Source organism: Shewanella sp. ALD9, from assembly GCF_002836315.1.
GTDB lineage: Bacteria > Pseudomonadota > Gammaproteobacteria > Enterobacterales > Shewanellaceae > Shewanella.
The window spans coordinates 777,973-803,963 of the sequence record NZ_PJCD01000003.1 but is presented as its reverse complement, the minus strand read 5'-3'; the positions used below and the strand labels follow the sequence as shown (position 1 = coordinate 803,963).

Sequence of the window (25,991 nt, the reverse complement as noted above, 5' to 3'; positions counted from 1 at the left end):
AACAAATTTAAACGCTTATTTAAATTGATCTGTGATCCCGATCCACTGTAAAGTAATGACCGCTTAACATGCCGCACTCATATAGAAGAATGAAGTAAGGAGAACGGGGTATGGCTGATAATATAGCCAAATTAGAGTTACCAGGAAACGAATCAATCGACCTACCTATCAAGAAAGGTACTGAAGGTTTTGACGTTATCGACATCAGTACACTTGGAAAAAAAGGGTATTTCACCTTTGATCCAGGCTTTTTAGCTACTGCATCTTGTGAGTCAGCAATTACTTATATCGATGGTGAGCAAGGTATCTTGTTACACCGTGGGTATCCAATTGAACAACTTGCAACTGAATCGACCTACTTAGATTTATGCTACTTGCTATTATATGGTGAATTACCGTCTAAAGCTGATTACGAACAATTTGTTTCCACAGTGAAAGAACACACTATGGTTCATGAACAAATTGCATTCTTTTTCAGAGGTTTCCGCCGTGACGCACACCCAATGGCAATGCTATGTGGTGTAACAGGTGCATTATCTGCTTTCTATCAAGATTCTCTTGATGTTAACAATCCAAAGCATCGTGAAATTGCAGCTTACCGCTTAGTGTCGAAAATGCCGACAATAGCAGCGATGTGCTACAAGTACTCAATGGGGCAACCTTTTGTTTATCCACGTAACGATTTAAGTTATGCGGGTAACTTCTTGTCGATGATGTTTGCTACTCCGTGTGAAGAGTACAAAGTTAATCCTGTTGTAGAAAAAGCAATGGACCGTATTTTTGTATTGCATGCTGATCATGAGCAAAATGCATCTACATCTACTGTTCGTTTAGCTGGCTCTTCAGGTGCTAACCCATTTGCATGTATTGCAGCGGGTATTGCTTCGTTGTGGGGCCCAGCTCATGGTGGTGCTAACGAAGCTTGCTTAGAAATGTTAGAAGAAATCGGCAGCGTTGATCGCATTCCTGAATTTATCGAGAAAGCGAAAGACAAAAACGATCCATTCCGTCTAATGGGCTTTGGCCATCGCGTTTATAAGAACTTCGACCCTCGCGCTAAAGTGATGCGTGAAACTTGTCATGAAGTCCTTAAAGAACTTAAAGTGGTTGATCCATTATTAGACGTGGCAATGGAACTTGAGCGTATCGCTCTTGAAGATGAATACTTCATCTCTAAGAAGCTATACCCGAACGTTGATTTCTACTCTGGTATCATCATGAAAGCCATTGGTATCCCTAACGATATGTTCACAGTGCTATTCGCATTGTCACGTACTGTTGGTTGGATTTCACATTGGAAAGAAATGTTAGATCAACCAGGCCACAAAATCAGCCGTCCACGTCAGTTATACACTGGTGAGTCTGCACGTGAATTTGTGAGCGTTGATAAGCGTTAATCTTTTGATTAACCAAACTAAAAAAGCGCCGAAAGGCGCTTTTTTGTTATTTAAATTTAGATATCAGTGACTATTCAACGTAGTGTATAAATCAGTCCTAAACACCTTCAATGATTTATAATCGGTTAGAGGTGATGTTTAATAGAACATTTAATTTTACAATTTTTAACAGATTGAAGTCGTATGACAGTAATCAATTTTGAGTTGGTGGTAGTTAAACTCAAATTAGTCTTTGCTGATGACTCTATTATAATCCGGATCACCATTACCGGTGTGCAAGTTAAGAGGTACTAAACCTCTCCAAGAACCCATATTAATGGCTTTTTTACACCATAGTTCCAGCTTTTAGGAGCATTAATTAAGCTTTTTTGGCACTGCTCCGCGGCAACATTAATTGTTAAGTTGTGATCATCTATATAAATTGAATTATTCCACCTAGGACCTGTTTCGTTGGCGAAAGATATAACAAAGAAAAAGCAAACAAAAATGTTTTCCCCATGTCAAAGTCCCTTCTGAAGAAACTCTTTTTTGAGAAATATAAACTGTAAAAGAAAGCATAGGCGAAGGTATGAATGAGCCTGTTCAGCAAAATAGACCTGCTTTTCTAATTCATCATCTTGGTACATTTATTCCACTTTAATCACTTTGATTTTAGCAAGATAATGAACATTTTTAATTCACTAGAAATCTTCAATAGAGCCCAACTTACTAAAACCTGAATCATCACAAAGCCAATATTCTTTTTTACCAATTTTTTGTATTGTTACTGATGTTTCTTTAGTAATCATATTAAGTTCTTCGCTGTAGTAGTCACTCACTATGACTTCACTATCGTCGTATGTGAAAGTCATACTGTGCTCTGTAACTAAAGAACGGTGGTAGCTCGATTTACTCACATCACTAATTAGCGTTGTATTAGCAAGCTTTGAACTCTCAATATTAAATTGCTCTAATTTAAACGTGTTATCCATTTTACTAATAACAACATCAATCGATTTGGGCTGATCAGCGTGGCATTTAAATATAATCTCTGCCACATCACGCTGAGAGGCACTACACGATGCAACTAAAAATAAGGGTAAAACCCACAAAGAATTAGAGAGTTTACTTTTTGTCATATTTTTCAAATGCCTTCTGTAATTTAATATCATACTTATTCTGTTCGTACTGCGAACCGTTATAACCTTTCGCAAATGAAGCCCAGTCTAGCGTTATTAGGTACTTTTCTAGGCCTTTATTCTTTACAAAGCTAACGAAAGCATCAAGCTGTTTTCTTTCAGAGCTGAACATTGCTTTAACAAATGCTTCTACGCTAGTAAAACCAGACTCACTATAATTAAAGCCCATAATTTGAAAGCGCCCCCATGAAGTCGACTTCAAAGCCTCTGAAGTATCTAAACTCATGGCAATTTCAAGCCTTGCATACTCTTGGGAGCCACCGGTATATAAGCTTCGATTCCAGGTTATGCTGGATACAGATGGATGACTCTGATCATACTTGTGATTTGTCAAACGAGCAAAAATATGGGCTTCAAATAATATTTTCGGCTTTCCGTTTGAGAAAAATGCATCACCAGAAGACTCTACGTCCGCAACAGCTTTAACAGCAGCGACTTTACAACCAAGTTGATTCGCAATATCTAGATAATCAGAATCTGATATTTTTTGAATTTCGCTAGATGCTACTGGCAACTTAAAGTGAGCTTTGCTTGAGACCGCTATTAGCTTTTCATTTAGCTTTCGATGAGTTCGACCATTTACGTCAATTTTGCCATCTGGACGTACCATGTTGAGTACTTTACTTTGAAATAGCTTTATCGCTGCAACAGTTTTAGCGCTTTCAGGCCTAGAGCCTAAACGGCCATCAACAATTAATGATTTTGTAGGAGGAATGGATTTGAGTAGTTTGTTTAAACCAGTTTGTACTGCTTTTACATCGTTTCCATTGTTAGCTCCACCCAGCCCGACAGCTTGAGTTATTTTTATTGATGACATCTTATTATCCTTGTCATTATTGATTTAAGTAATAGATAGAATCTGTAACTTTTTTAATTTTTTGGGAATTAATTTTTGACAATTTAGCGTTATAATTACATTTCCACGACATGTTTTCATCGTTAAAAAGCCCACACAGAACATGCCTATATTTTTATAAAGTTTCAAAAATATACGAGAGGAATTTATATCCCTTTTTATTAATAAAATTAGCATGCCTTGCAATTTGTGATTTAACATTTCCAAAAAATGATGATTTAGATACTTCATTGAGATAACGATTTACAGAATTCCATTCAGGCCCATTTTGATTTTCAAAAAGAAAACTATAAGTAAAGCCTCCCCTGCTTTTTTGAGCGCAATACGAAGATAAGTTAGCAAGTAAATGGTTAAGATCATCTTCAGATACTTCCAAACTATCTAAAAATTCTAAAAATTCTAAAAATTCTAAAAAAAACTTATCAAATTCTTTTGAGTGCTCTCTTGATTCTTCTGCGTAAACCCTTGCTGCGCCTACCATTTGAGCACCATACACATGTCCATCATAATCAGGGCTTGGTATAAAATATGAACCTTTGCCCCTAAAAAAATCATGCACACTTCCGCTTTCTATAGCTTTTTGAAAATTATTATTTATCATTTTATTTTTGAGGGATTATCTTAATACTCACCTAAAAATTTACAGGTTAAAATCTATAGCAAAAAATTCCATTTTTTTGTTTTCTCTTTTTATTTCGAAATATTTTACTCTTTCAATATACCTTTCAAAAAAGCATTGTTGACACCACCCAACTAAATCATTTTGTGCCTGATAAAATGGGTCTTTATGCCCAACACAAACTTCTTTATCTACACTGTTTACAAAAGCTCGTAATGATGGATCATATAAAATACCTCCAACTAATGGGATACTATATTTTTTTACACAAACATCACAGAACCATTTTGTTTCATAGTACTTTTCTAACATAAAACGTTCATAAAAAAGAGGTGTAATATTAATAGTTTTATTAGACTTCGCAGCTTCTTTAATGTGTTTGCACACAAAAGAATTCTGATAACAGGTGTGCACATTACACATTGACGGTTTTTTAACTTTCATAACTATTCATTACCTGCTTTTTTAGATGTATTAGACTCTTTTCTTAATCCCGCAACATATCCAACAGTCTTTTTATTCACAGGTGAAGAAGCTGGTGCATCTTTTCCACCAGCATTAAGAACACCAAAAACATGTGTTAAACAACTTTTATTTGTTTCATCATATTCCGGTGTATCTAGCTTATCTGCATCCCCGCCTGCTTTAGCATAAGAAAATTCACCCTTTCTAACCAGTGATTCTTGATATTGCATTGCATTAAGCGCATCAGGAATGCTTACATTATATATATCAACTAAATTCATACCATTATCTTCACTTGGATCAAATTCTATATCTAAAGTTTTTGTCCCTTTCCCTCCCCATTGTTCAGTTCCATACTTTTTGCTTTTATATTCTATCACTATTGCAAAGTGAGGACTCTCAGCCCCTTGATAATGATATATATGTGCAATCCCTTCCTTACAACTCAACCCAAACGGATCTACCCAATTCACTGGATTCGGCGCATATTGATAATGGTTTATGCCGCCTACCAATCCTATTGGGTCTTGATGAATAAATCGAGCTTGCTGAGGGCTGTAGTACCTAAAACGGTTGTAGTGTAACCCTGATTCGTCATCAAAGTATTGCCCTTGAAAACGGATTGGGTTAGTTATCTTGTCTTGCTTGGCTGCATCTTTAAAATCTGTATATTCAATGTCTCTATCTTTAATAGATGTGCTTTCAATTGTCTGGCCGAACACGTCTTGCTGACTGCGCCAGACAATTTTAGCATTTTCATCCGTTAAGCAAATAGGTGTGCCGAGTTGGTCTAAGTGATAATAATAAACCTGTCCTGCTTTAATCAGTGCTACAGGTGTAAAAGTATCAGGCTGATAAATATACCAAGTGTATTCACCTAAAGTGCATTCGCCAATAAGCTGATGATTGTCCCAAATGAAGTCGGTGCGACCTAGTTCGGTGATTTTTGCACTGCGACGGCCTAGGGCATCATATTCGTATTGGGTCAGCTTGCCATTAACGTTGATTTGCACCAACTGGTTTAAACCATTAAAGCTGCGCTGTTGTTTATCGCCAGTGCCCACTTGGCTGATTTGGTTGCCACTGGCGTCATAGCGGTAATCAACTCCAGCCATACTCATTAAGCGGTCGTTGTTAACCACCACATCATGATTTTTTTTATTTGGCCTTACTGTTTCAGCTGATTGACTGCTAGCAGTTTCATTAGCGCTAACATGTTTACTACTTATACCTTGGGTATGGGTATCACTAGCACGAATAGCCTGTAATGGGTTACCAAAAGCATCCCATTGGTATTGCTGACGAGCATTAGATGCATTGTCAGCAATATTTGGGTTTTCGCCAGACACGCCAGTATCACTAATACTGATTAACTGGCTGATTTTGTTATAGCTAAACTGTTTAACCTCTGGCTTATGTTCAATATGCTCAGAAGATTGACCATTCACAGCACTATCGTTTCCAAACTTACTTTCGCAGCGTTGTAATTGATGCTGTTTATCGTATTGATAACGTCTTGATGCAAAGAATCGAGTCTGATTTTGTGCATGTTGCCATGTCTGCTCAATTAACCTTGAATGAGCATCATAGGCATGAGTGAGTTCAAGCTGATTACCCTGGATTGTTTTGTGCAACAAACCCGATGGCAGATAGTGATAATGAGCCAGCGGTATGCGCTGCTTCGATGGGCCATTGACTGTAAATCCATTGTCTGTAACGCTAATGCCACTTAATTGACTGTTTTTATTGTATTGATAATCAATCTGTTGCCCGTCAGGCAAGGTTAAGCCACAGCGGTTGCCTGAATCATCATATTGATATTCAAGTTGCCACTGGCTTTGTAATACCCGATTTATACGCCCTTGAGCGTCAAGGTGTTGCTGCACGGTGCGATGTTGGTTATGGGCTCGAGTAATTTGACCTATCGGATTATATTGATAAAAGTTCTGAGTATTCAGTAATGCAGATGTGGCACTGAGCTCAAGTTTGACATGACTACTTTGCTGACAAATGCGCCCCATTGAATCACGTTTTAACTCAACAAAACGAATATCACTGTCGTTCACTGCCACTAAGTTATCATTGGCGTCATATTGATAATGTTGTTCACGGCCATCAAAACCGATTAATGTTTTAGGTTGCTCTGTTGCTGTGTATTCAATACGGTACTGCGCCCCGTCACTTCGCTCAATGCGATTTAAGTTACGTTCTTTATCATAAAAAAACTTCAGCCAACTACCATCGGCAAAGGTTTGTTGGCGCGGTTGGGCTAAACCGTCATAGTCGATAATGTTTTCAATGTACTCGCTATCGTTACTGAGTTCTTGCTCGCCAGCTACATCAGCCTGTTGACGCTGGCGAATAATACGGCCGGCATCATCATATTGATAATAATGACTAATGGCTTCTTCAGAGTGATCTTGTTTGTCTTGTGGATAGGATTTACTTTCGACAATTTGGCCTTTGTTGTCACGAATAAATTCAGTGACCAAACCTTGCGGATTAATCGTGGCATTAACTCGCCCCAGTCTGTCATGGCTAAAACGGGTTAACGCATCACCGACTTGCGTTGCCAACAATTCGCCATCGCGGTCCCAATGGTAACGATGAATAACACCATTAACATCGACTTTTTGAGTTAACTGCCCAGCATCATTGTATTGAAATTGACTTTGACGGCCATCAAAACCACTCTCAGACAATAATCGTCCCGTGGCATCGTAATGTCTTTTAGCCGTTCGGCCTATCGCATCTCGGGTGACAATTCTTTGCCCTAAGCGATTATATTCAAACCTTGTGGTACCACCATCCGCTTGAATAACAGCCAGTAACTGCCCTTGCTCGTTATAGGTATATTGAATTGGATTATTACACGCATCAACGGTGGCCACTTTGCGACCAACAGCGTCATATTGATGACGTATCACACTGCCATTAGGCTTGTGATGCTCAGTCAAAAGCCCTTGTGCATTGTGAATAAAAGTCTCGCGATGACCTAAAGAGTCTGTACAACTGCTTTTTATACCGTTAACGAGTGCCGTATATTCAAAGTGATAATGATAAATATCATCATCACCCCATTGCTCAATACATTTAGCGCGCTGGTCTTGTCCGTCCCACGAAAAGTGATGACTAAAGCCTGATGCACGAGTTCTGCGTTGTAATAGATAGGTGGTACTTTTAGGATTGTATTGATGATCACTGTCAGATGTTATGTCGGCTGACTTGACCTTAACATAACTGTAACGCTCTACTCGCCCATTACTATCTGTGGCGGCTATAAGTGCTTGAGCGTCATCATATTGATAACTGGCTAACAAATTTTGGTGAATTTGTTTGTTGCCTTCGTTATCTAACATGTACGAAGCGACTTTTAACAAATTGCTTTGTGCATTGTAAAATAACAATACGCCACGTTTTGGGCCTGTGGTGATTTGGGTTAAACGCCCTTGCTGATCATAATACAGCTGAAAATATTGGCCTTGATGATTACTAATGGTTTCAAGTTGCCAAACATCTTTACCTGCAACTTGTTTTTGTATAAATGCCCAGTGGCTGTCATCGGGCTTTATTAACACATGGCGGCCATCAGCTTGATGGACTAACGACCAACCTGTTGAAAGTTGGATACTGGTTTGCCCTCGTTTAACAGAGTCGAACACATGCACTCGGCCTTCATCGTCGGTTAATTCAAACCAATATTTCCCGGGTTTTTTAGGCCCAACTTTCGCTGGCGCTTGATATTGATGATCCAGCTGCACACAAAAGTTATGTCGCCAGCCGTAACCCAAACCAACATTGCTAAGAATTTTGCTCGAACGATACAAACGACGCCACGTTAGCGGCATTAAGCCATTAAGCTCAAAATCGACTAACGGTAAAATTTCTTCGCCACTTAACATTGATACGGGATCGCTGCGGCACTCTTGCTGATCAATAGCCACTTCCGTCGGGGAATGATTCGCCACAGTCCCGGATTGAACTGACGCAGAAGTTTGTTTACCCTTATTGGTTTTGGGTGCTTTGGTATTGGTTGAGCTCGCGCCTAGAGAGCCTGTTTCAGTTGAATGCTGAATTTGTTGTTTGGGTGTTTCACCATACACTCTGAGTAAATTGCGCTCAATAATGTCACAGAGTTTACGGGTAATATCTCTTGGATTTAAGCTAGCATTTACACCCGCATTCATCACCAGACTGCGCGCATAAATTAATGCATTACGATCACGGACTAAATGAGGCGAGATTTCATTAATTATCTCACTAACATTATTGTTTTGCTCAAACGTTAATAACTGGAATCCAGCTGGCGTTGACGCACTGGTAGGCACGATAACGATATAACGGTTATGACCTTTAAAATTGAAATTACTGACCGTCATGTTCGTTTATGCCTTCTCTATCCATGAGTACACTGCCAAACCAAGGTGAAGTTGTTGAGATACTTCCAGTTGTAAGCTTGTTCCAGTAGCATTTTGTTGTTGGTAACGGTTATAGATGTGCAGCAAATTATATAACCCCGCCACACAACCGATATCGCCTGTAAAATAACTAGATTGGGAAATTTGTGTCTCTTGATCGATTCTGCCGGCTAATTGCTCGTAAGCATTAAGCCAGTTATCTGTTACAGCGGCATGGTTGCCGGGTAAATACAATTGAGCAAATACATCCAAGTCTTCAATCTGGCAGGCACGATTAAACAAAGCTTTTATTGTTTGGGTTTGTTGCACCGCACTACATGAATCTTGAAATAAATCCACTATTTCCATGCCTTCGTTTGCAACATTGATGCTGGCCATGATGACCGCTTCGGCAGGACAACGTCCGGTGTCTTGTTGTTGAGTAATCAGCTCTTCGTCATGATTAAAATCCACAAGGTCGAAGAACAAGCTGTCTACGGCAATAAATATTGCACTTTGATTGTCGACAGGCATTACCTTTAATGCGCTCAAAGCAGAAAAAACGCCGGCACTGCCCATAGGAAAAAACCGGCTATTGGGATGCACAAAACAATGCGGAAAAAGTGCATGTAAACGAGTGACCCAATCAACAAGTTGTTGTTTTTCTAGGTGAGGTAAAATCCAAAAAATCGCTTGGTGAGAGTAAGGTTGCCATTGAGTTTCATTTTGAATAGGTAATTTTTGCAACATATCAATTAGGCGGTTTAATTGAGAGTCTGTAGCAAGCTCGTGCGCCATGACGGCTGCCACATGCTGACCATCAGATAATTGATAGTTGAAATCGACCCCTTCGGATAAAGGTAAGTTAATTAACTGCTGTGGGTTTTCGTATGACCCTACGACCATATTAATGGCCTCTGCATGCATAATCATAAGGCCACTTTCACACGTTGTGGGCTGCAACTAACCACATTATTCAGCCGCAGCTTATGTAAAAAGGCAATACGCTGGTGCACGGGGCTTGAATGACTAATGATCTTATCAATACTGGTACCATTAACTTCAACACCATCAATCAATCTGACATCTGGCATTTTAAGCGCCAATAACATCCACCGATGTAATAATTTGGCACTGTAAAACTGTAGGTATTCACATCGTTCGACTTCATCTTCTTCAAACTGCCATTGATAAGGCACCGCTTGATCCAGCTCTGGCCCTAAAATAGTTCGAAGTGCTCGAAAAGCCATTAATGTTTGACTAGGTTGCTGCATTGCTCGAGCTAAAAAAGGCACGAATTTACTAAAACCTGAATAACCCATTAACTCAATGACTCTTAGAATTAAATCTGCATTTTCACTCATTAAATTAAATATTTGGCTCAATATTGCTTCGTCTAACGAAGTAATAAACACTTCAAAAAGCGCACTATGGCAATAGTCTAATTGACAAAATACCCCATAGAGTTTTAACGGTTCGTTAATGTTGACCATCAACATTTCAATATACAAAGACGTCAGTGATGACCGAGAAATGTTGAGGGAGTCAATTCCGTCGGCACGCTTTAAACGTTTACCTCGATAGATGCAGAATAAGATGTATTGCTGGATTTGTTCAGGCGTTTTGTTGCTGGCTGTAAAATTAACTTTATCAAGATTAAGTTGGCTGGCCATTAATGTAAATGCAGGGCTATAGTGGCCAACATCTATAATTGTACTGGCAAACAAAGCTTGAACGATACCTGATTGCTTAACTGGCTGAGCCTTATAGTGCAGTTGCAATAGTAAAGATAAGATCACCATTTTGTCTGTTGGGCAATAAAACACATCTGTTTCAAATGCATCGACAATTTCATCACAGGTGTTGGCATTAAGTAATGGCCATTCAGCATCTTTTTTTTGCTGGATCATCTTTAAAATGACCATTAGCGATTGAGTATTATCTTCAATATTTTTTGGCATACACTGAAACGACGACAACATGACATGTCGTTGTGCCAACAGAAGATTAAAACTATCAATCAAATTCATTTACCACAATCCTTGTTTATACTAGCCGATCATTACTGTTGGATTACCCACAATAATTTTTCCACCATGTGCGGTACCATCACCCATTCTGGCGGCTGGTTTTCCGTTAATCAGTACCGAACTCGACCCCGCATTAATGGTATCAGGCGGGCCGACACAAATTAACTTGTCACCTTTGCGCGCTGCAGGTAACGAACCAATAAGGACATTACCTGAGCCCATCACAATGGGACCACCAACATGTGGAACGGGACCGGGATTCATTTTCGGACAAAGATGCATACACGAAATGGTTGCTGCTGGCATTCCCATCAAATATTCCTTTATTTGTTGTAGCGCATTGATACCGGTGGCTTACTGGCTGTCTAACGGGATGACCAGCAAAGTACGCTGTTCAAACGACATCGCAAGAGTGCATATCATTGCAGCTTCAGCTTGTTGAACGGCTGCGTAGGTATCATTATGTAGATAACAGTAAACTTGGTTTAACAGTTCAGGAGAATTCTTCCAACTATGCCTATTAACCAAAAACTGCTCTCCAAATGTAGCACTGACCCAAAACGTCATATTGGGTGTATTAAGGAGTGGGTCATGTGGCTTATCAACCGGTTTGCAGATTAAATGTCGATAGCCAAATTGACAGACAATTTCATGGCCTCGACAAAATGGCCCTGCTAAACCGACTCCAGGATAACGAGATAATGACATGGCTAGTTCAACTTAATTTGAGCAGCTTTTAAGGCAATACTGGTACCATTAACCTTAACGTTTGTCCCTTTAATAGTAATGTTGGTGCCTTCGATAGATATCGAACCGTCGCTGCTCATTTTGATTGATGCACTGCCGGTTTTAATGACAATTTCATTACCCGCTTCAATATTAAGCACTTTACCGACTTTTAAGCTGTCATTATTGGCTATGTCTTCTAGTCGATCATTACCAATTTTAACGTTATCGTTATTAACGATGTCAGTGAAACGGTCGTTGCCGATAGTGTCTTTTTGATCATGTTTTACATTCAATAGATGATCTTTTTCTGCTTGGAGGAATAATAACTCTTTGCCTTTTTCATCATCAAAACGTAACTCGTTAAAATTGTCGGCTCCACCGTCTTTAGTGCTATGGGTTTTAATCCCAGACTGAGTTTTTTTAGCCGGTAATGCATAAGGAGGCATTAAGTCGGCGTTATAAACAGCACCGCTGATAATCGGTTGATCAGGGTCACCATTGATAAACTCAACTAACACCTCCTGGCCTACGCGAGGGAAGAAGAATGCACCCCACTTGTTGCCAGCCCAGCTTTGAGCGACACGGATCCAACATGAACTTTTACTATTAAACTCGCCTTCACGATCCCAATGAAACTGTACTTTTACACGGCCAAATTTATCAATATGTTGTTCATCACCAGGTTCACCAGTCACTACCGCTGTTTGTACGCCATTAATTAATGGTTTACGTAAATGAAGCTGTGAGCGATAAGGAGTACTTTTAGGCACACATTCAAAATCATTTTGATAAACACTGCCAGACATTGATTGGCTTGTGCCTGACTGGTTAGGCTGAGTAGCCGACGTTCTCAGCGAGCTTAGAACAAAGCTCTTACCTTTATAACTCGCGTTTTCATGATCTTTGAAAGTAAAAAACTTACCCACCATAAAACTACGGCAATCGCCTTGGCCACTGCACTTATTCATGTCTTTTTGCAGGGCTTCAAGTTGATTATTGGCAAACGGTTGAGCACGCTTGTTGAACTCAGACTCGCCTAAATAATCGTACACCTCAAGTGCACTTTGTTCAGGAAGATTTGCGTTAGTATGATTACCTGAAGGGTATAATTTAGGTTGTTCGTAGTCGTAACCTTTTTGAATAAAACCGCCGCTCACCATGCTCATGCCGCCTTGCCAATGAGACACGTGCGACTCGGCTAAATGACCTGAGAAACAACGAACCTTCTCTTCTGCACAAGGTTTGTAGGCGTTAATATCATCAGCAAGTACTAAGGTATGAGCACCAACACTATGCTCGAAGAAGAAGAAAATACCCTCTTGCTGTAATAAACGACAAACAAAATCGACATCTGATTCTAAATACTGCACACAGTATTCATACTGAGGGTATGTGTTGGTAGTTTTATTTTGAAATTCAACTTTATGTTGACCAAATAAGTCTTTAACAATATCGATGACTGACTTATTTTGAAAAATCCGACAATTACTGCGTTTTTTCATTAATGCCATTTGAGGCACTATAACGGCTTGATAATCTACATAATTCTGTGCATCGTCTGACGCTGCGGTCCGCATTCCAGCAGACTCAAGATGACTTACCACCCCATGAAAGTATCGAACTGCACCATTACTTTCGGCATTACGTAAAGTAATACAAACATTTTTACCCACTAAACTGTCGAGACTAATCTGGGTGCCAACAGTGAACATGGAGACGCTGATTGAAAAAAGCTGAGAGATGGCTTCTGTGGCAGTAAAATGCGTTAGGTACAGAGTATCCTTACCTAATGGCGTTGTGATACTGATGATATTATTTTTTTGAGTGGCCTTAAGCATTCCTTGCCTCAGTCTTTAAGAGTAAAGATCTTGGGGAACAAGTTCCCCAAGATATAAGATCACAAACAACTTACATTTGTTGACCTTTAACACCGCTGTAGCCATAACGTAGCGCTGCAGTAATGTTGTTTTTATCATCAGTTGGCGTAACAGCCATCATCATTTCAGTGTAGCTAATAGTGATTGTCTCTACAGGACGGTCACCATGAACTGAAACACTGTAGCTAGAGATCATTGCATCTGTTAATTCGATTTGCATGATTTCTTCGATTTTGTCACCTTGCTTAGTGATGTGGAAAACCGCTTTTTTACCTTTACCGATAGTCGCTTCTTTGAACAAGTCAGTAGAAGAATTATCTTGTAATTTAGTAATGGTCACATCACCTAAACGAGTTGAGCTAGCTTCACGGTCTTTTGCAGTACCAGTGAAAGAAGTGATCTCACGGCTAATATTCCAATCGACTGATAACACAGTAATCAGATCTTTGAATTCTTCAGCAGTGGTTTCGCCTTTAATCCCTTCATAATTTAAATATGTATTCGCTTGCATTATTAATGCTCCTTTTGCGTGGATGTCATCCATTAATGGACAGTTTTATAAGTTCAATAATCAAACTTAATATTTCAATTTATTAAAAATGCACTTACCAACAAATAATACTCAACTGCATTATCCATTTAAATATAGTGAGTCCTCATAATTAAGCCAACGGATTATATCAAAGGTTTTTTGATAATCAACTAATCGTTTATATAAATAAAAAAATACAACCAAGACTAATAATTTATACATTAATAATAACTATACGACATTACAAAGGGTATATACTTTATTATATACCCCTCAAATATGATGTTATAAATAACCAAACTAATACTTACTAATTAGTTATTAATGTCACGGTTTTATATTCATTTAAATTTTATAAATAAACTCGTCGTTTACTACGTTTACTTTTACATTGGTTGTTTTCTTATTGTTAGCCATATTGTGTAATATTTTGATCGAAAGATCAGGCAACATCGTATTTTGTAAAATATTATGCACATTGCGAGCGCCTGAACCGGCATCCTGACACATAGACACAATTTGGCTCACCACATCATCACTGTAAGTAAACTTAGCTTGATAATGCTCAGCTAAACGATTAGCAACTCGCTGTAATTGCAATTTAGTGATTTCATTGAGCATAGGTTGGGTCAGTGGAATATAAGGAATGACATTCAAACGGCCTAAAAATGCCGGTTTGAAATAACTCAATAAATCATCTTGAAGTGCTTTACGTAAACCTTTAATTGATGGCGCAATTTGTTCATCTTCAAATAAGCCCATCGTGGTTTCTGTACCAGCATTTGAGGTCATAATAATAATAGTATTTTTGAAATCTATATCGCGCCCCTCACCATCTTTAATGGTGCCTTTATCAAAAACTTGATAAAAAATATCTTGAACGCCTGGATGTGCCTTTTCCATTTCATCCAGCAAAATAACACTATAAGGTTTACGGCGAACGGCTTCAGTCAGCACTCCACCTTCACCATAGCCAACATAACCTGGAGGTGAACCTAAAAGTAATGAGACTTTATGTTCTTCTTTAAATTCGGACATGTTGATGACTGTCACATTGTCTTCACTGCCATAAACTTGCTCAGCCAATGTTAATGCCGTTTCTGTTTTACCTACACCGCTAGGGCCCGTCAGTAAAAACACACCAATGGGACGTTTTTCATCACCCAGCTGTGCACGGGATGTTTGCACTGTTTTGGCGATTAAATCCAAGGCATGATCTTGGCCGATAACGCGCTTGGCCATGGTGTCTTTTAAGTTCAAAATTGTTTTTATTTCATCATCCTGCATTTTACCTGCCGGAATGCCAGTCCAATCAGAAATGACTTCAGCAATCAATTGTTCATCAACTTGCCAATGCACCATAGGCTGTTTATTGGCTGACAATATTGCCTTAAACGCCGTTAACTCCGCTAACAAAGGTGCGGTATCTGTTTCTGATGCTTGAATCTGGCCAACTAATTCAGCAATTTTTTGAACGGTAACTAATTCGTCCTGCCATTGTGTTGTCAAAGGAGCGAGTTCTTTTGAAAGCAATTTATGTTTTTTGGTTAACTCTGTAATCGACTTTTTATGATCTGAACCGGTTTTTTGCTCACGAGTAAGAATGCTAATTTGTGTGTCTAGTTGCTGAATTTGTCGTTGTAAGGATTCAACCATTCCAGGGGTAGAAGCTTGACTCATAGCGACACGCGCGCATGCAGTATCTAATAAACTTACCGCTTTATCTGGCAGTTGTCGGCCAGTAATATATCGATGAGATAAGTTAACTGCGGCACATAAAGCTTGGTCGGAAACAAGAATTTTATGATGCCCTTCCATTACAGGTAACAAGCCCCGCATCATTGCAATGGCTTGTTCAGGAGAAGGCTCTTCAATTTTAACCACTTGAAAACGACGAGTTAATGCGGCATCTTTTTCAAAGAACTTTTTATATTCTGCCCATGTTGTTGCCGCAATGGTACGTAACTCACCACGCGCTAATGCAGGTTTTAATAAATTTGCCGCGTCATTTTGTCCAGCTTGTCCGCCGCTGCCAATCATGGTGTGAGCTTCATCTATAAATAAAATAATAGGTTTAACAGACTGTTTTACTTCTTTAATTAAAGCTTTTAACCGATTCTCAAATTCCCCTTTCACTCCGGCTCCAGCTTGTAGTAAGGCTAAATCCAGTACGTGAATACGAACATTTTGTAATGCTGTTGGAACTTCTTTTTGGGCAATTTTAAGCGCTAAACCTTCGACAACAGCGGTTTTACCGACACCGGCTTCACCCGTTAAAATAGGATTATTTTGACGGCGACGGGTTAAAATGTCGATCATCTGCCTAATTTCATTATCACGTCCGAGAATGGGATCTATTTTCCCCAGTTCAGCTTGCTCGGTTAAATTTTGGGTAAATTGGTCTAGATTTGGCGTTTTGCTCGGCGCTGATTGCATCGCCTGAGTTTCTTCAATATCGCTACTTGACACTTTATGCTCGGTAGATTGACGAGCAAGCTGAGGCCATGCATGTTTCAGCTGTGCTGGATCTATTTTAAGAAGCTGTTTTGCAGAGCGCGAAACCAAAGAGTTTAATGAATCGTCAGTCAGTAAGGTAAAAATCAGATAGGCAGTTCTTATCTCACTATCGTTGAATTCAATACTGGTATTTAACCAAGTTTGACGAAGCAAACTCACTATATGTGGAGACAAACTTGGCGCTGCACTGTTGCCTGTTTTAAACTTTTCTAATCCCTGACGGATATCACTAATCAGCTGATCTTTTTGTACTGAAAAACTGGCCATGATGATGTCTAAATCACCTGAACCATTTTCTAGCAACGCTAATAACCAATGCTCAATCTCAACGCTGAATTGGCTGCGGCTATGGCATACGCTGGCAGCGGTTTCTAAAGATTGTCGACATACTGGGTTAAGTTTTCCTACCAATTTACTTAAAGTCATCGCTGACATATTCATAGTCCTTTATTAATTAAATCATTAAGCTTTTTATTTGTTGTCCATTCTCTGCACGGCTCATTAGGCCACAACCTAACCCTAGTCCGATTGCGGACTTTGATAATTGAGCTGTAGGTGCATCTTGTTGTTTTATTTCTAGAAATATTTTGTATTTCACTGACTGGCCTAAATAGTTAGAAACCAGTTTTTTAAGTGATTGATAACTGGCTGTGCCAGGCATAAAAGCGTTAACCGATGCACCTTCCTTCGGCTTTATATGAATACTGACACTAGAATTAATATCCCATACCCGGCTGCCTATGCTGGCATCAACACCTAAACTGGCGTATTGCCCTTCTGGCATACTTCTACTCGCCATTCGGGTTTGCTCTGTTTTCGCTAAGGACTGCCAACGCCCTTGAAAAGATAAAATATGTACATTACAGCCAGTAAAATCATTTAACATTCTTCGTAATGACTCAGCACTCGGCGTTTTAGTGTGACAAAAACCTGCGTAATAGCGATTTAATGATTTGTTACCACTAAGCAAACTCAATACATGGGTAAAGCTGTCGGTAACGCCTGTTTCTGGTGATTGATAATTTGCCGAAAAACGATACTTTTCCCATGAACGATAGAATAGTGAGATAAGCCGATGGTTAAATAAATCATAAAAGTCACGCATCCCATTATCTTTAAGTCGCAAGCGCTCTAGTAGCAACTCGGTATAATGTGAAGGCAATACACCACTAGGTCCGGTTAATCCCATAAATGATATATGCATATCGGCGGCAACTTTATCAGTTTGACTTGTCGATGTAGACGCTACGTTGCTGATTGCTTGTCCTGGAAAACCAAGATGTTGATCAGACTTAAAACGTAACAACTCTTGGCTTGGAATGGCGTCATAACCCACCTTATAACCTTGCTCTCGCCCTTGAGATAATTGTTGTTGAAACTGATAAACGGCTTGATAAAAGTCATATTCAGATGGCGTATCGATTATCGCCTGCAACTGATTATTCATTACTTGCTGGGTCATAGCAGCGGCCTTTGTCCAGCTCGTGCTGGCCAGGTATAGGCTATCGAATTATGATCTTTAAAGCGCATACTCAAGCGGGTAAAACTATTGATTGCAGCAAATTGCGCAAAGAAGTGATCTAAAATAGTGCAAAAGAAAAACACGCCACTGCCAGAATAATGATCTTTAATGAAGGTAATTTCAATATGACTGCCGCTGCAAAAGCTAATCCGGCCATGCTGGTTAACCCTGGCTGTGTCTGGGCTCACTTCAACAGAATGAATATTCTCTATTAAATTCTTATTTTCTGGCGAACACTTAAAATCGTATAACTTAAGGGTTTCTTTTAAGTTAGACAGTGCATCTTTGCCACTAAAACTATCAATGGATAAATGGGTGACTAACTGCCATCGCGAAGCATCACTCAGCGATGCACGCACCGGTAGCGTAGGCGCAAGCAAACATTTCACGTGCTTAATAATGTCGGCACGCTCTGGTACGAACATTTTGGGCTCATTAGTACCAAACGGAAGATGCGCCGGTAAATTGCGGTTGCTGCATTGAGCGGTGATACTTAATATCCAAGCGCCGTAGTCTTCTTCTGACTTAAATCCTTTAAAATTATGGTCGACTAACGATAAAAACGATTCAGTGCCTAATTCAGCATAACCACCAGACCAACTAGCAGACTCACGCCTAACATGCCAAAATAAATTATTGTGACCTAAATATTGCGGATGTGATTCGCCATAAAATGGGGTGACTTCTACCTTATTGTCCTTCGGGTCATAAGCAATAACATCTTCAATACTGATGATTTCAGTCACTTCAGAGTCAGAATAACGGGCAGCCAATTTATATTCATACTGAGACGCATCAATGCTTACCGGTTCTAATTTTTGTTCAAACAAATTAATCACCGGCGTACAACCTAACAGAAAATGATTGGCACTAACTTGCTTCTCTAAATCCTGAGAGCCTTCCTTTAAATAAATATAAAGTGAAAACTTATTGTCGATCCCTTGCCAGCTGCCGTCTAAATCATCGATGTCAAAAAACAAGAATTTTTCTGGAAAAATAAAATTTTCCAATAATAATCGATAACCAGAACTGGTACGTTGACTGTAAGGTATCACTTGTTGTTCATCTTCAAAGCCAACCGCTTTTAAATGTCTTTTTGTTAAAAACTTACACACAGTTTGCTGCTCATTTACTAAAGCAAAACCTAGACTGTGTTCAAATAACAATTGATAAAGTTGAAACGTTTGATGATCTTGTCCATTCAAGAAAAAGCGTAATTTATCAACACCAAGACTTGGCATGCTAATTTCGTCAAATTCACAGGCGATATCAAGCTTAATAATAGCCTTAGCACGTTCTGGCCATTGTGGTTCTGGGGCATTAAACGGTGCATTTTGAAACTGGGCTTTCTGCACTTCAATTGGCCATAATTTCATGTCATATGACGTTTGAAAATGGCAGGTTTTCATCCCCTCCACCTGAGTGTCTACCTGAGTTGATCTGGGTAATAACACACCAGTCGTCGACAAGTTTTCAGTGGTGACTTTGATAACTGACATAGACGGTATTGGCGCTTGGTAATCGGGATATAACTGGCCTAATAACGCCTCGGTTAATTCAGGAAAACTATCATCAAGTTTTTGCCTAATTTGTGCTGTTAGTAAAGAGAATGCTTCAATTAATCGTGAAACATGAGGGTCTTCAACGTGTTCATCACTTAAGCGTAAACGCCCGGCAACTTTAGGATATTGCTCAGCAAATTCCGCTCCCATATGACGAATGAAAGCAAGCTCACGATTGTAATATTCCAATAATTCCTGATTCACAGAATTCCCTCATTAACTATCATCGCCAAGTGGACTGGCTCAACTTCAGAGTCAAACGAAATATATTCAGGCTCAGGTTCTGCATACAACAATGCATTGATTTTTAATCTTAAAACCCGGTCTAATGGTTGTTCATTATCGACTGTTTCAACCATCACTTCTAAAAATCTCGGTTCGAATCGTTTTATGGTATCGGCAACTTGTTTACATAAAAGCTGACGCCCGTCTAAGCTCGCGACTGGCATAGAAGAAAAGTCACGCAAACCATAATTCATCAAAGAATTATCAAGCTCAGTTAAATGTTCCGGCCACGTTTGCCACTGCAATTTAGCATTGAGTAGGTTTTCTAAATCGCGCCGAACATTAGACCTTAACTGACGTAGATTTAGACCACGATGGCTGTCTTTGACATCTTGCTCGTTTGGCGCATCATCAATCAATCTATCTAGAATTGACGCCATTATCGGTTGTTGGTTTTTGCTCAACACAGGGCCTACTGCAACACTGGAGTGGTAACTTTAGTAATTTGATTTAATGCAATAGCATTATCATCGACAAACCACATTTTTAAGCCCTTGCCAGCAACAACATTAGTTGCGATTTCATGCCAATCGGTTTCTCGTCCCAATTTTTGCGCATCAGTTTCACTGCCACCATAAATCATTGGAATATGCGCTTCTCCACTCGGTCCATTTTTAATGGCTAGATCAACCCGGCGCCAAACCATTTCCAGTAATGAGGTCACAGGTTTAAAGTTGATATAGTCAATTTCAGATAACTGCGCTAAATAGAAATTACCGTCAGTACCAAAAATTTCTATAAAACCACCTAAAGTGTCATCTAAATCACGAATTTCTTGATGAGTGATATCATTTAACACTAAGTTAACTTCGGGACGCAGAGTTTCAAGGCTGCTCGCACACTGAGTCACATCATCTTGAGCATCAACCATTGCTAAGCGTAATTTCATTAATGCTTCAACATGTGCATCGGACTCAGCAAAAAGTTGCGGCACTGCTTTGCCTGCCATAAAATCTTGTCGGGCTTGTTCAGCACGGATCAACTGACGTAAATTTGCTGCGCCAATTAAAAAGTCGGGATGCTTTTGCACTAAAAAGTTTAATTGTTTGTCTGCACGTTCAAGCTCACCATTAATACACAACAACTCAACATGTTGACCTTTTAAGTCAATATTCATCGGGTCGTCTTTTAACTGTGCCTCAACTAACTGAATTGCATCTTGTAGTTGGCCGCTCTGCAGCATTTGTTGAATTTGTTTCATTTGATACCTTTATCTTAATTTCTTGATGTCAGTTCAGTGACCAATTTAATACTGGACACCATCTGATCTAATTGAAAATGTGGTTGTAACTGAATAATCGAATAGAAATGCCCAGGCTTGCCGCGAATTTCTTTTACCTGTACTTGGGCACTTCGCAGTGGGTATTTACTTCTTACATCATCTGAAGACACATCTGAAGCGGTAGTGTATTTATGCAGCCACAGCTGTAGCTCTCGCTGGCAAGCCTCTGCAGAATGAAGTGAGCCTATTTTTTCACGACCTAATACTTTGATGTAATGAGCAAAACGTGAAACACACAAAATGTACTGCAACATCGATGATAACTTTGCATTAATACTGTCTTCCAACAGTTCATATTTAGGTGGTTTCTGAACAGAAGCATTACTGTAAAAAACTAAATGCTCACAACCTAATACCGGAGATAAAGGAATAAAACCTTGGTCAGAAATAGATTTTTCCGCCCTATCACTGATTAATAAGTCCACCGATGGCTTCATGCGTTTCCGATACAAATCAGGCTCATATTGACTCACAGCAAGATCGCAAACTAATCCTTTCTTACGAGCCCCAGGCTCTAGCCCACGGATATGACCAAACCAGCCAGATTCACTAAATGCACGAATTAATACCCCACCGAATGCATAAGCAGCATTGCCCCATAAATGATCTTTTTTAGGGTTTTTAATCGATTCTTTAAACTTAAATCCTTCGCTACGAGTACCATCAATGAGATAAGGAGAACGCATGAGAATATTAGGCATTGTTAACCCAATGAAGCGAGAATCGTCCATTTTACGTAACGAATTCCACTTAATGTACTCGTGTTGTTCAAAAATTTGGGCTATATTCATATGAGCAGATAAATCGGAAAAATCATCAGCACCGAACAATGAAGGACTGGCCGAGGTAATAAAGGGCGCAAAAGCGGCCGCGGCAGTGCGGGAGATTTCTTTTAAAATATCAATATCATTAGTAGATACACCTGGACGGCTTTTATGAGTGATTTGATAATCACCAATTAATGTGCCGAAGGGTTCGCCACCAGACATGTCGTATTCATTGTTATAAATCAGTTTAAAAAAATCGCTTTGATCAAACTCAATAGCCCGATTAATGTCTTTAGACAGGGTTGTCCAACAACAATCGAGCATTTTTACTTTCACTTTCTGGTCTTTATCATGTAAATCTTGCTGTTGAACAAGATAAAGTACTCCGCGCCAGCTGGCTTCTAACGCCTGAAATGCATCATGATGAATAATAGCGTTAAGCTGTTGTTCTAATTGTCTATCAATGCGATCAATGGCTTTAAGAAGGAAAGGTAAAACAGATGTTTTATCGAATTGCTCAAGCGAATGGCTTGAGTTTTCAAGCCACAGCAATAACGACCTAGTCGAGTCCGACTCTCGCAAGAACCGTTCGACTAGGTGTTTATTTTTTAGTGCCTGTGTCGTCGAAGATACTGGTTTGTTAACACCAGTATCTTCTTTGAAAATTTCACTTGTTACAAATGAAATGGTTTCATGCGGCATCGTTTGTTTCTATCCTTGAAAACAAATGAGGGTCACTGCATTAGCGCGTGATTATCCTACTTTAGGGATCTTCGCGACTAAACGTAAAGAGGCTGTAAGCTCTTCCATTTGTAACCAAGGACGTAACCATGCAACTGCATTGTATGAACCAGGTTGACCAGGGATCTCTTTAACTTCAACTTTTGCGTCTGCTAATGGGTACTTGGCGCGTATCTCTTGCCCACCACCTTCTGAAGCATTAACAAACGATAAAATCCAGCGATTTAACCAAGACTCGACATCTTCAGCTTCCATAAAGCTACCAATTTTGTCTCGAGCCATCACTTTAAGATAATGCGCAAAACGTGATGTTGCCATTAGGTAAGGTAAACGTGCAGAAATGGCCGCATTCGCGGTAGCATCATGGTTAGACATTATTTTAGGTTTTTGGCAAGATTGAGAACCAAAGAACACGGCATAATCAGTATGCTTATAATGACATAGTGGTAAGAAACCCAACTTACTTAATTCAGCTTCGCGGCGATCGGTAATGCCTATCTCTGTTGGACATTTTAAATCTGGATCACCGTCATCACTGGTAAATACATGAGCAGGTAATCCTTCAACCTTACCACCACCCTCGGCGCCACGGATTGCGGTACAGAAACCATATTTGCTAAATGCTTGTCCCATATTAGTTGCCATAACATACGCGGCATTCATCCAGCAATAGTCATCATGATCAGCGACTTTAGCACGGCCACTTTCTAAATCTAATTCGAATTCTTCATAGCAAAACTCTTCAACAGGTTTTGTTGCTTCACCATATGGAAGACGGGCAAGCACTCGTGGCATGGTTAATGTGACAAAACGAGAGTCATCACTGTCACGGAAAGAGCGCCATTGAGTGTATTCTAAAGATTCAAATACTTTTTCAAGATCGCGTGGTTTACTGAGTTCAGTCCACTCATCAAAACCAAATAAAGAAGAACCAGCAGCAGAAACAAATGGGCAGAAGCCAGCGGCTGCAACATTAGATATCAATGATAATGTTTCAACGTCTTCAGGATGATTACTAAACTCATAATCGCCGACTAAACAACCATAAGGCTCTCCGCCCGGGGTGCCAAATTCTGCTTCATAGATTTTTTTGAACATTTGACTCTGATCAAACTCAACTGCTTTACTCAAATCTTTGTGAAGTTCTTTTTTAGACAAACTCATGACACGAATTTTAAGCGTTTCATTTGTTTCAGAATTTTTCACTGTATGATGCAATCCACGCCAACTGCCTTCCAGTTTTTGCAGTTCTTCATTGTGCATGATGGCAGCTAATTGCTTAGAGATAATGTCGTCTAATCGAGTAATCGCCTTGTTAAAAGTCACTGTGAGGTTTTTATCCCACTGTACAGTGCCTTTCAAGGCTTCTTCCGTTAACGAACGAATAAGCTCTTCAGCACGCGAAGAATCGGTTTGCTTGGTTGCAAAAATTGCTTGCTCTAAAATAGAAACACTTTGTGCTTGTTCTTCAGATACAGCATCTAATGACGCGGCTTCCATGCTCATTATTCCGCTCCTTTGAGGTTAAGTTCACCAGCTAATTTATCTAGGCTAGTAGTGTTATTTAACACTTCTTCTAAGATATTTTCGAGATTCTCAGAACGATCAACTTTGGTCATCAAATCACGGAGTTTGTTACGAGTTTCCATTAATTTTTTTAATGGTTCAACCTGATTAACAATGGCAGCAGGCTCAAAGTCTTCGATGCTGCTAAATTGTAATGCAACCTTCATTTCAGTATCGTCACCGGCAAGCGTGTTAGGCACTGAAATGTTTAATTGGGGACTCATACGTTTTAATACATCATTGAAATTTTCACGATCGATTTGCACAAAACGGCGGTCTTTCAATGGTTTTAAATCTGCGGTGTTGTGTCCAGTAAAATCACCTGTAACACCGATAACAAAAGGCAGTTCTTTTTTTACAACTGTACCTTCAGTTTCGACATCATAGGTAATATGGACACGAGGTTTTCTTACTCGCTTTAATTTATCATGTACACTCATATGAACTCCTTTCAATAATATGTTGAGTAATCAACTACAGATTAATCTTCCGTTTTTATTCCAGATAACTTGAAGAAACCATTCCTTGCTTCACCATCTTGGATTAATTCTTGTAACAACTCAGGCAAACTGAGATCACTCCAACGTATAACTTGTTCAATGGCATAAGACATAGGCGAATGTGGTTCGGTACGTCTAAAAAAGTCCGCTATCGTTTCAAGATTATTAATGGCTTGTGCTCTCGAGTTAAGCTGCCCATCAACACCTGATGACGTTGTGCTGTGGTCATTAGGGTCGCTGTGTTGCTCTTTTTCGTTATGTTGTTCTTGTTCAAGGTTTGCTTTGTTTTTTGCAATAATGGGAGCCGTGATAGCGCTGATTTGTAGCGCACATGCTTCTAATGCCTTGCGAATGTAACTGGTAGGCTGTGGCTCACCGCTCATGGCAGCATCCATGGCAGCAGATAGTTTGCTAAAAGCAGCGATGGCATCTTGAACATCACGGTCTAATTCAATAAAGAAACTGTCAGAGGTTTCTCTTATGCTATGTTCGACATCTTCAAGTGACACTGAACCTGAATCAAAACGTTTTTCTTGTTTGTCTTTATCTAAACGACTGGTGTCTAAAGCTTGCTCATATTGCCAAGTAGAATAAATGACGCCACCATCAGTGATCGGAATCGTTCTGATTGGATGAATTAAAGAACCTTCGCTTTCGATACCGTTTAAACCAATAAGCGGCGCAATGCGCTCTGCCAAATCATTTGGTTCAGGTGTTGGGTAAATAGTGTCCCAATAGCGCTCAACGAGCTCTGTAGCTAGAGTGAAACCAAAACAAAGTCCTTTAAAACCATATAACCTGCAAGCTGCCTCTATAAACCAAGCTACATATTCAATATCTTTTGATTGTTGTTTTAAGATACCCGGAACTTGTTCGAAAATCGGTCGCCATTCAGCTGCAACGGACAATACATCTTCTTCGTCAGTTAGTGCTTTACGCTCTCTAGAACGTGCAATATTTCGCACATCTTTAAGTAGATAATAAGTTGATGTCGGACTTATATCTTCACGAGGATCAACTCCTGACTCCGCATCAATGGTAATGGGAAGAATTAATTCATCAATTGTTAAATTCTTTAGCTTACTCAATCTAATTCAATCCCTGAATAAAAACGATTAATTTATAATAATAAAAGTATAGAACTTCAAAAACAATACTTATTGCCCTTT

21 protein-coding genes are annotated in these 25,991 nt (G+C 39.5%); 1 reads left to right on the top strand and 20 read right to left on the bottom strand.

Annotated features, from left to right (window positions below; all coding sequences use genetic code 11):
• The first annotated feature begins 110 nt into the window (after positions 1-110).
• Positions 111-1,397: a citrate synthase gene (locus CXF88_RS11105; protein ID WP_101086890.1), complete on the top strand. Its 1,287-nt coding sequence runs from the start codon at positions 111-113 to the stop codon at positions 1,395-1,397.
• A 680-nt stretch (positions 1,398-2,077) separates the two neighbouring features.
• On the opposite strand, the gene CXF88_RS11100 is transcribed toward CXF88_RS11105, so the two are convergent.
• The 20 genes from CXF88_RS11100 to tssA form a co-directional block, all read right to left on the bottom strand.
• Positions 2,078-2,515, bottom strand: a complete 438-nt coding sequence (locus CXF88_RS11100; RefSeq protein WP_101086889.1) for a hypothetical protein — start codon at positions 2,513-2,515, stop codon at positions 2,078-2,080.
• Positions 2,502-3,392 carry an N-acetylmuramidase family protein gene (locus tag CXF88_RS11095; RefSeq protein WP_101086888.1) on the bottom strand — a complete coding sequence of 297 codons (891 nt, stop codon included), beginning with the start codon at positions 3,390-3,392 and terminating at the stop codon, positions 2,502-2,504. The genes CXF88_RS11100 and CXF88_RS11095 overlap by 14 nt, the downstream gene beginning before the upstream one ends.
• Positions 3,393-3,546: 154 nt before the next feature.
• Positions 3,547-4,032, bottom strand: a complete 486-nt coding sequence (locus CXF88_RS11090; protein WP_101086887.1) for a hypothetical protein — start codon at positions 4,030-4,032, stop codon at positions 3,547-3,549.
• 39 nt (positions 4,033-4,071) lie between these two features.
• Positions 4,072-4,494: a hypothetical protein gene (locus tag CXF88_RS11085; RefSeq protein ID WP_101086886.1), complete on the bottom strand. Its 423-nt coding sequence runs from the start codon at positions 4,492-4,494 to the stop codon at positions 4,072-4,074.
• A gap of 2 nt (positions 4,495-4,496) precedes the next feature.
• Positions 4,497-8,894, bottom strand: coding sequence for an RHS repeat-associated core domain-containing protein (locus tag CXF88_RS11080; RefSeq protein ID WP_101086885.1), 4,398 nt, complete (start codon positions 8,892-8,894; stop codon positions 4,497-4,499).
• 6 nt (positions 8,895-8,900) lie between these two features.
• On the bottom strand, positions 8,901-9,845 hold the full coding sequence (locus tag CXF88_RS11075; protein WP_101086884.1) for a hypothetical protein: 945 nt from the start codon (positions 9,843-9,845) through the stop codon (positions 8,901-8,903).
• Complete coding sequence (locus CXF88_RS11070; RefSeq protein WP_101086883.1) at positions 9,842-10,942, bottom strand: hypothetical protein; 1,101 nt, start codon at positions 10,940-10,942, stop codon at positions 9,842-9,844. The genes CXF88_RS11075 and CXF88_RS11070 overlap by 4 nt, the downstream gene beginning before the upstream one ends.
• 21 nt (positions 10,943-10,963) lie before the next feature.
• Positions 10,964-11,254 carry a PAAR domain-containing protein gene (locus tag CXF88_RS11065; protein WP_011637812.1) on the bottom strand — a complete coding sequence of 97 codons (291 nt, stop codon included), beginning with the start codon at positions 11,252-11,254 and terminating at the stop codon, positions 10,964-10,966.
• 42 nt (positions 11,255-11,296) lie between these two features.
• Positions 11,297-11,650, bottom strand: coding sequence for a hypothetical protein (locus CXF88_RS11060; RefSeq protein WP_101086882.1), 354 nt, complete (start codon positions 11,648-11,650; stop codon positions 11,297-11,299).
• Between the two features lie 2 nt (positions 11,651-11,652).
• Positions 11,653-13,509, bottom strand: coding sequence for a type VI secretion system tip protein VgrG (locus CXF88_RS11055; RefSeq protein ID WP_101086881.1), 1,857 nt, complete (start codon positions 13,507-13,509; stop codon positions 11,653-11,655).
• 70 nt (positions 13,510-13,579) lie between these two features.
• Complete coding sequence (locus CXF88_RS11050) at positions 13,580-14,059, bottom strand: type VI secretion system tube protein Hcp (RefSeq protein ID WP_101086880.1); 480 nt, start codon at positions 14,057-14,059, stop codon at positions 13,580-13,582.
• A gap of 366 nt (positions 14,060-14,425) precedes the next feature.
• Positions 14,426-17,032 (bottom strand): type VI secretion system ATPase TssH, encoded by a 2,607-nt coding sequence (tssH, locus tag CXF88_RS11045; RefSeq protein WP_101086879.1) that lies wholly within the window; start codon positions 17,030-17,032, stop codon positions 14,426-14,428.
• A 19-nt stretch (positions 17,033-17,051) separates the two neighbouring features.
• Entirely contained in the window at positions 17,052-18,059 is a 1,008-nt protein-coding gene (tssG, locus tag CXF88_RS11040) for a type VI secretion system baseplate subunit TssG (RefSeq protein ID WP_101086878.1), read from the bottom strand.
• Positions 18,056-19,885, bottom strand: a complete 1,830-nt coding sequence (gene tssF / locus CXF88_RS11035) for a type VI secretion system baseplate subunit TssF (protein WP_101086877.1) — start codon at positions 19,883-19,885, stop codon at positions 18,056-18,058. Before tssF ends, tssG begins: the two co-directional genes overlap by 4 nt.
• The gene (gene tssE / locus CXF88_RS11030) at positions 19,882-20,370 is read right to left on the bottom strand and encodes a type VI secretion system baseplate subunit TssE (RefSeq protein WP_242445137.1); all 489 of its coding nucleotides are present in this window, start codon (positions 20,368-20,370) and stop codon (positions 19,882-19,884) included. Before tssE ends, tssF begins: the two co-directional genes overlap by 4 nt.
• Before the next feature lie 8 nt (positions 20,371-20,378).
• On the bottom strand, positions 20,379-21,167 hold the full coding sequence (locus CXF88_RS11025; RefSeq protein WP_101086876.1) for a type VI secretion system accessory protein TagJ: 789 nt from the start codon (positions 21,165-21,167) through the stop codon (positions 20,379-20,381).
• Positions 21,168-21,181: 14 nt separating this feature from the next.
• Positions 21,182-22,717 carry a type VI secretion system contractile sheath large subunit gene (gene tssC / locus CXF88_RS11020; RefSeq protein WP_101086875.1) on the bottom strand — a complete coding sequence of 512 codons (1,536 nt, stop codon included), beginning with the start codon at positions 22,715-22,717 and terminating at the stop codon, positions 21,182-21,184.
• Positions 22,718-22,768: 51 nt separating this feature from the next.
• Entirely contained in the window at positions 22,769-24,262 is a 1,494-nt protein-coding gene (gene tssC, locus CXF88_RS11015; protein WP_011637822.1) for a type VI secretion system contractile sheath large subunit, read from the bottom strand.
• The gene (tssB, locus tag CXF88_RS11010) at positions 24,262-24,762 is read right to left on the bottom strand and encodes a type VI secretion system contractile sheath small subunit (protein ID WP_101086874.1); all 501 of its coding nucleotides are present in this window, start codon (positions 24,760-24,762) and stop codon (positions 24,262-24,264) included. The genes tssC (CXF88_RS11015) and tssB overlap by 1 nt, the downstream gene beginning before the upstream one ends.
• A 41-nt stretch (positions 24,763-24,803) precedes the next feature.
• Positions 24,804-25,910, bottom strand: a complete 1,107-nt coding sequence (gene tssA / locus CXF88_RS11005) for a type VI secretion system protein TssA (protein ID WP_101086873.1) — start codon at positions 25,908-25,910, stop codon at positions 24,804-24,806.
• Between the last annotated feature and the right edge of the window lie 81 nt (positions 25,911-25,991).

Bases quoted from the DNA above. Each gene is read 5' to 3' on its own strand.
- tssH (WP_101086879.1), bottom strand. From the start codon at position 17,032: ATGTCAGCGATGACTTTAAGTAAATTGGTAGGAAAACTTAACCCAGTA.
- tssB (WP_101086874.1), bottom strand. From the start codon at position 24,762: ATGAGTGTACATGATAAATTAAAGCGAGTAAGAAAACCTCGTGTCCAT.
- CXF88_RS11080 (WP_101086885.1), bottom strand. From the start codon at position 8,894: ATGACGGTCAGTAATTTCAATTTTAAAGGTCATAACCGTTATATCGTT.
- tssC (WP_101086875.1), bottom strand. From the start codon at position 22,717: ATGCCGCATGAAACCATTTCATTTGTAACAAGTGAAATTTTCAAAGAA.
- tssC (WP_011637822.1), bottom strand. From the start codon at position 24,262: ATGAGCATGGAAGCCGCGTCATTAGATGCTGTATCTGAAGAACAAGCA.
- CXF88_RS11100 (WP_101086889.1), bottom strand. From the start codon at position 2,515: ATGACAAAAAGTAAACTCTCTAATTCTTTGTGGGTTTTACCCTTATTT.
- CXF88_RS11095 (WP_101086888.1), bottom strand. From the start codon at position 3,392: ATGTCATCAATAAAAATAACTCAAGCTGTCGGGCTGGGTGGAGCTAAC.
- tssG (WP_101086878.1), bottom strand. From the start codon at position 18,059: ATGACCCAGCAAGTAATGAATAATCAGTTGCAGGCGATAATCGATACG.
- CXF88_RS11090 (WP_101086887.1), bottom strand. From the start codon at position 4,032: ATGATAAATAATAATTTTCAAAAAGCTATAGAAAGCGGAAGTGTGCAT.
- CXF88_RS11065 (WP_011637812.1), bottom strand. From the start codon at position 11,254: ATGGGAATGCCAGCAGCAACCATTTCGTGTATGCATCTTTGTCCGAAA.
- CXF88_RS11075 (WP_101086884.1), bottom strand. From the start codon at position 9,845: ATGATTATGCATGCAGAGGCCATTAATATGGTCGTAGGGTCATACGAA.
- CXF88_RS11050 (WP_101086880.1), bottom strand. From the start codon at position 14,059: ATGCAAGCGAATACATATTTAAATTATGAAGGGATTAAAGGCGAAACC.
- CXF88_RS11085 (WP_101086886.1), bottom strand. From the start codon at position 4,494: ATGAAAGTTAAAAAACCGTCAATGTGTAATGTGCACACCTGTTATCAG.
- CXF88_RS11060 (WP_101086882.1), bottom strand. From the start codon at position 11,650: ATGTCATTATCTCGTTATCCTGGAGTCGGTTTAGCAGGGCCATTTTGT.
- CXF88_RS11070 (WP_101086883.1), bottom strand. From the start codon at position 10,942: ATGAATTTGATTGATAGTTTTAATCTTCTGTTGGCACAACGACATGTC.
- CXF88_RS11105 (WP_101086890.1), top strand. From the start codon at position 111: ATGGCTGATAATATAGCCAAATTAGAGTTACCAGGAAACGAATCAATC.
- CXF88_RS11025 (WP_101086876.1), bottom strand. From the start codon at position 21,167: ATGAAACAAATTCAACAAATGCTGCAGAGCGGCCAACTACAAGATGCA.
- CXF88_RS11055 (WP_101086881.1), bottom strand. From the start codon at position 13,509: ATGCTTAAGGCCACTCAAAAAAATAATATCATCAGTATCACAACGCCA.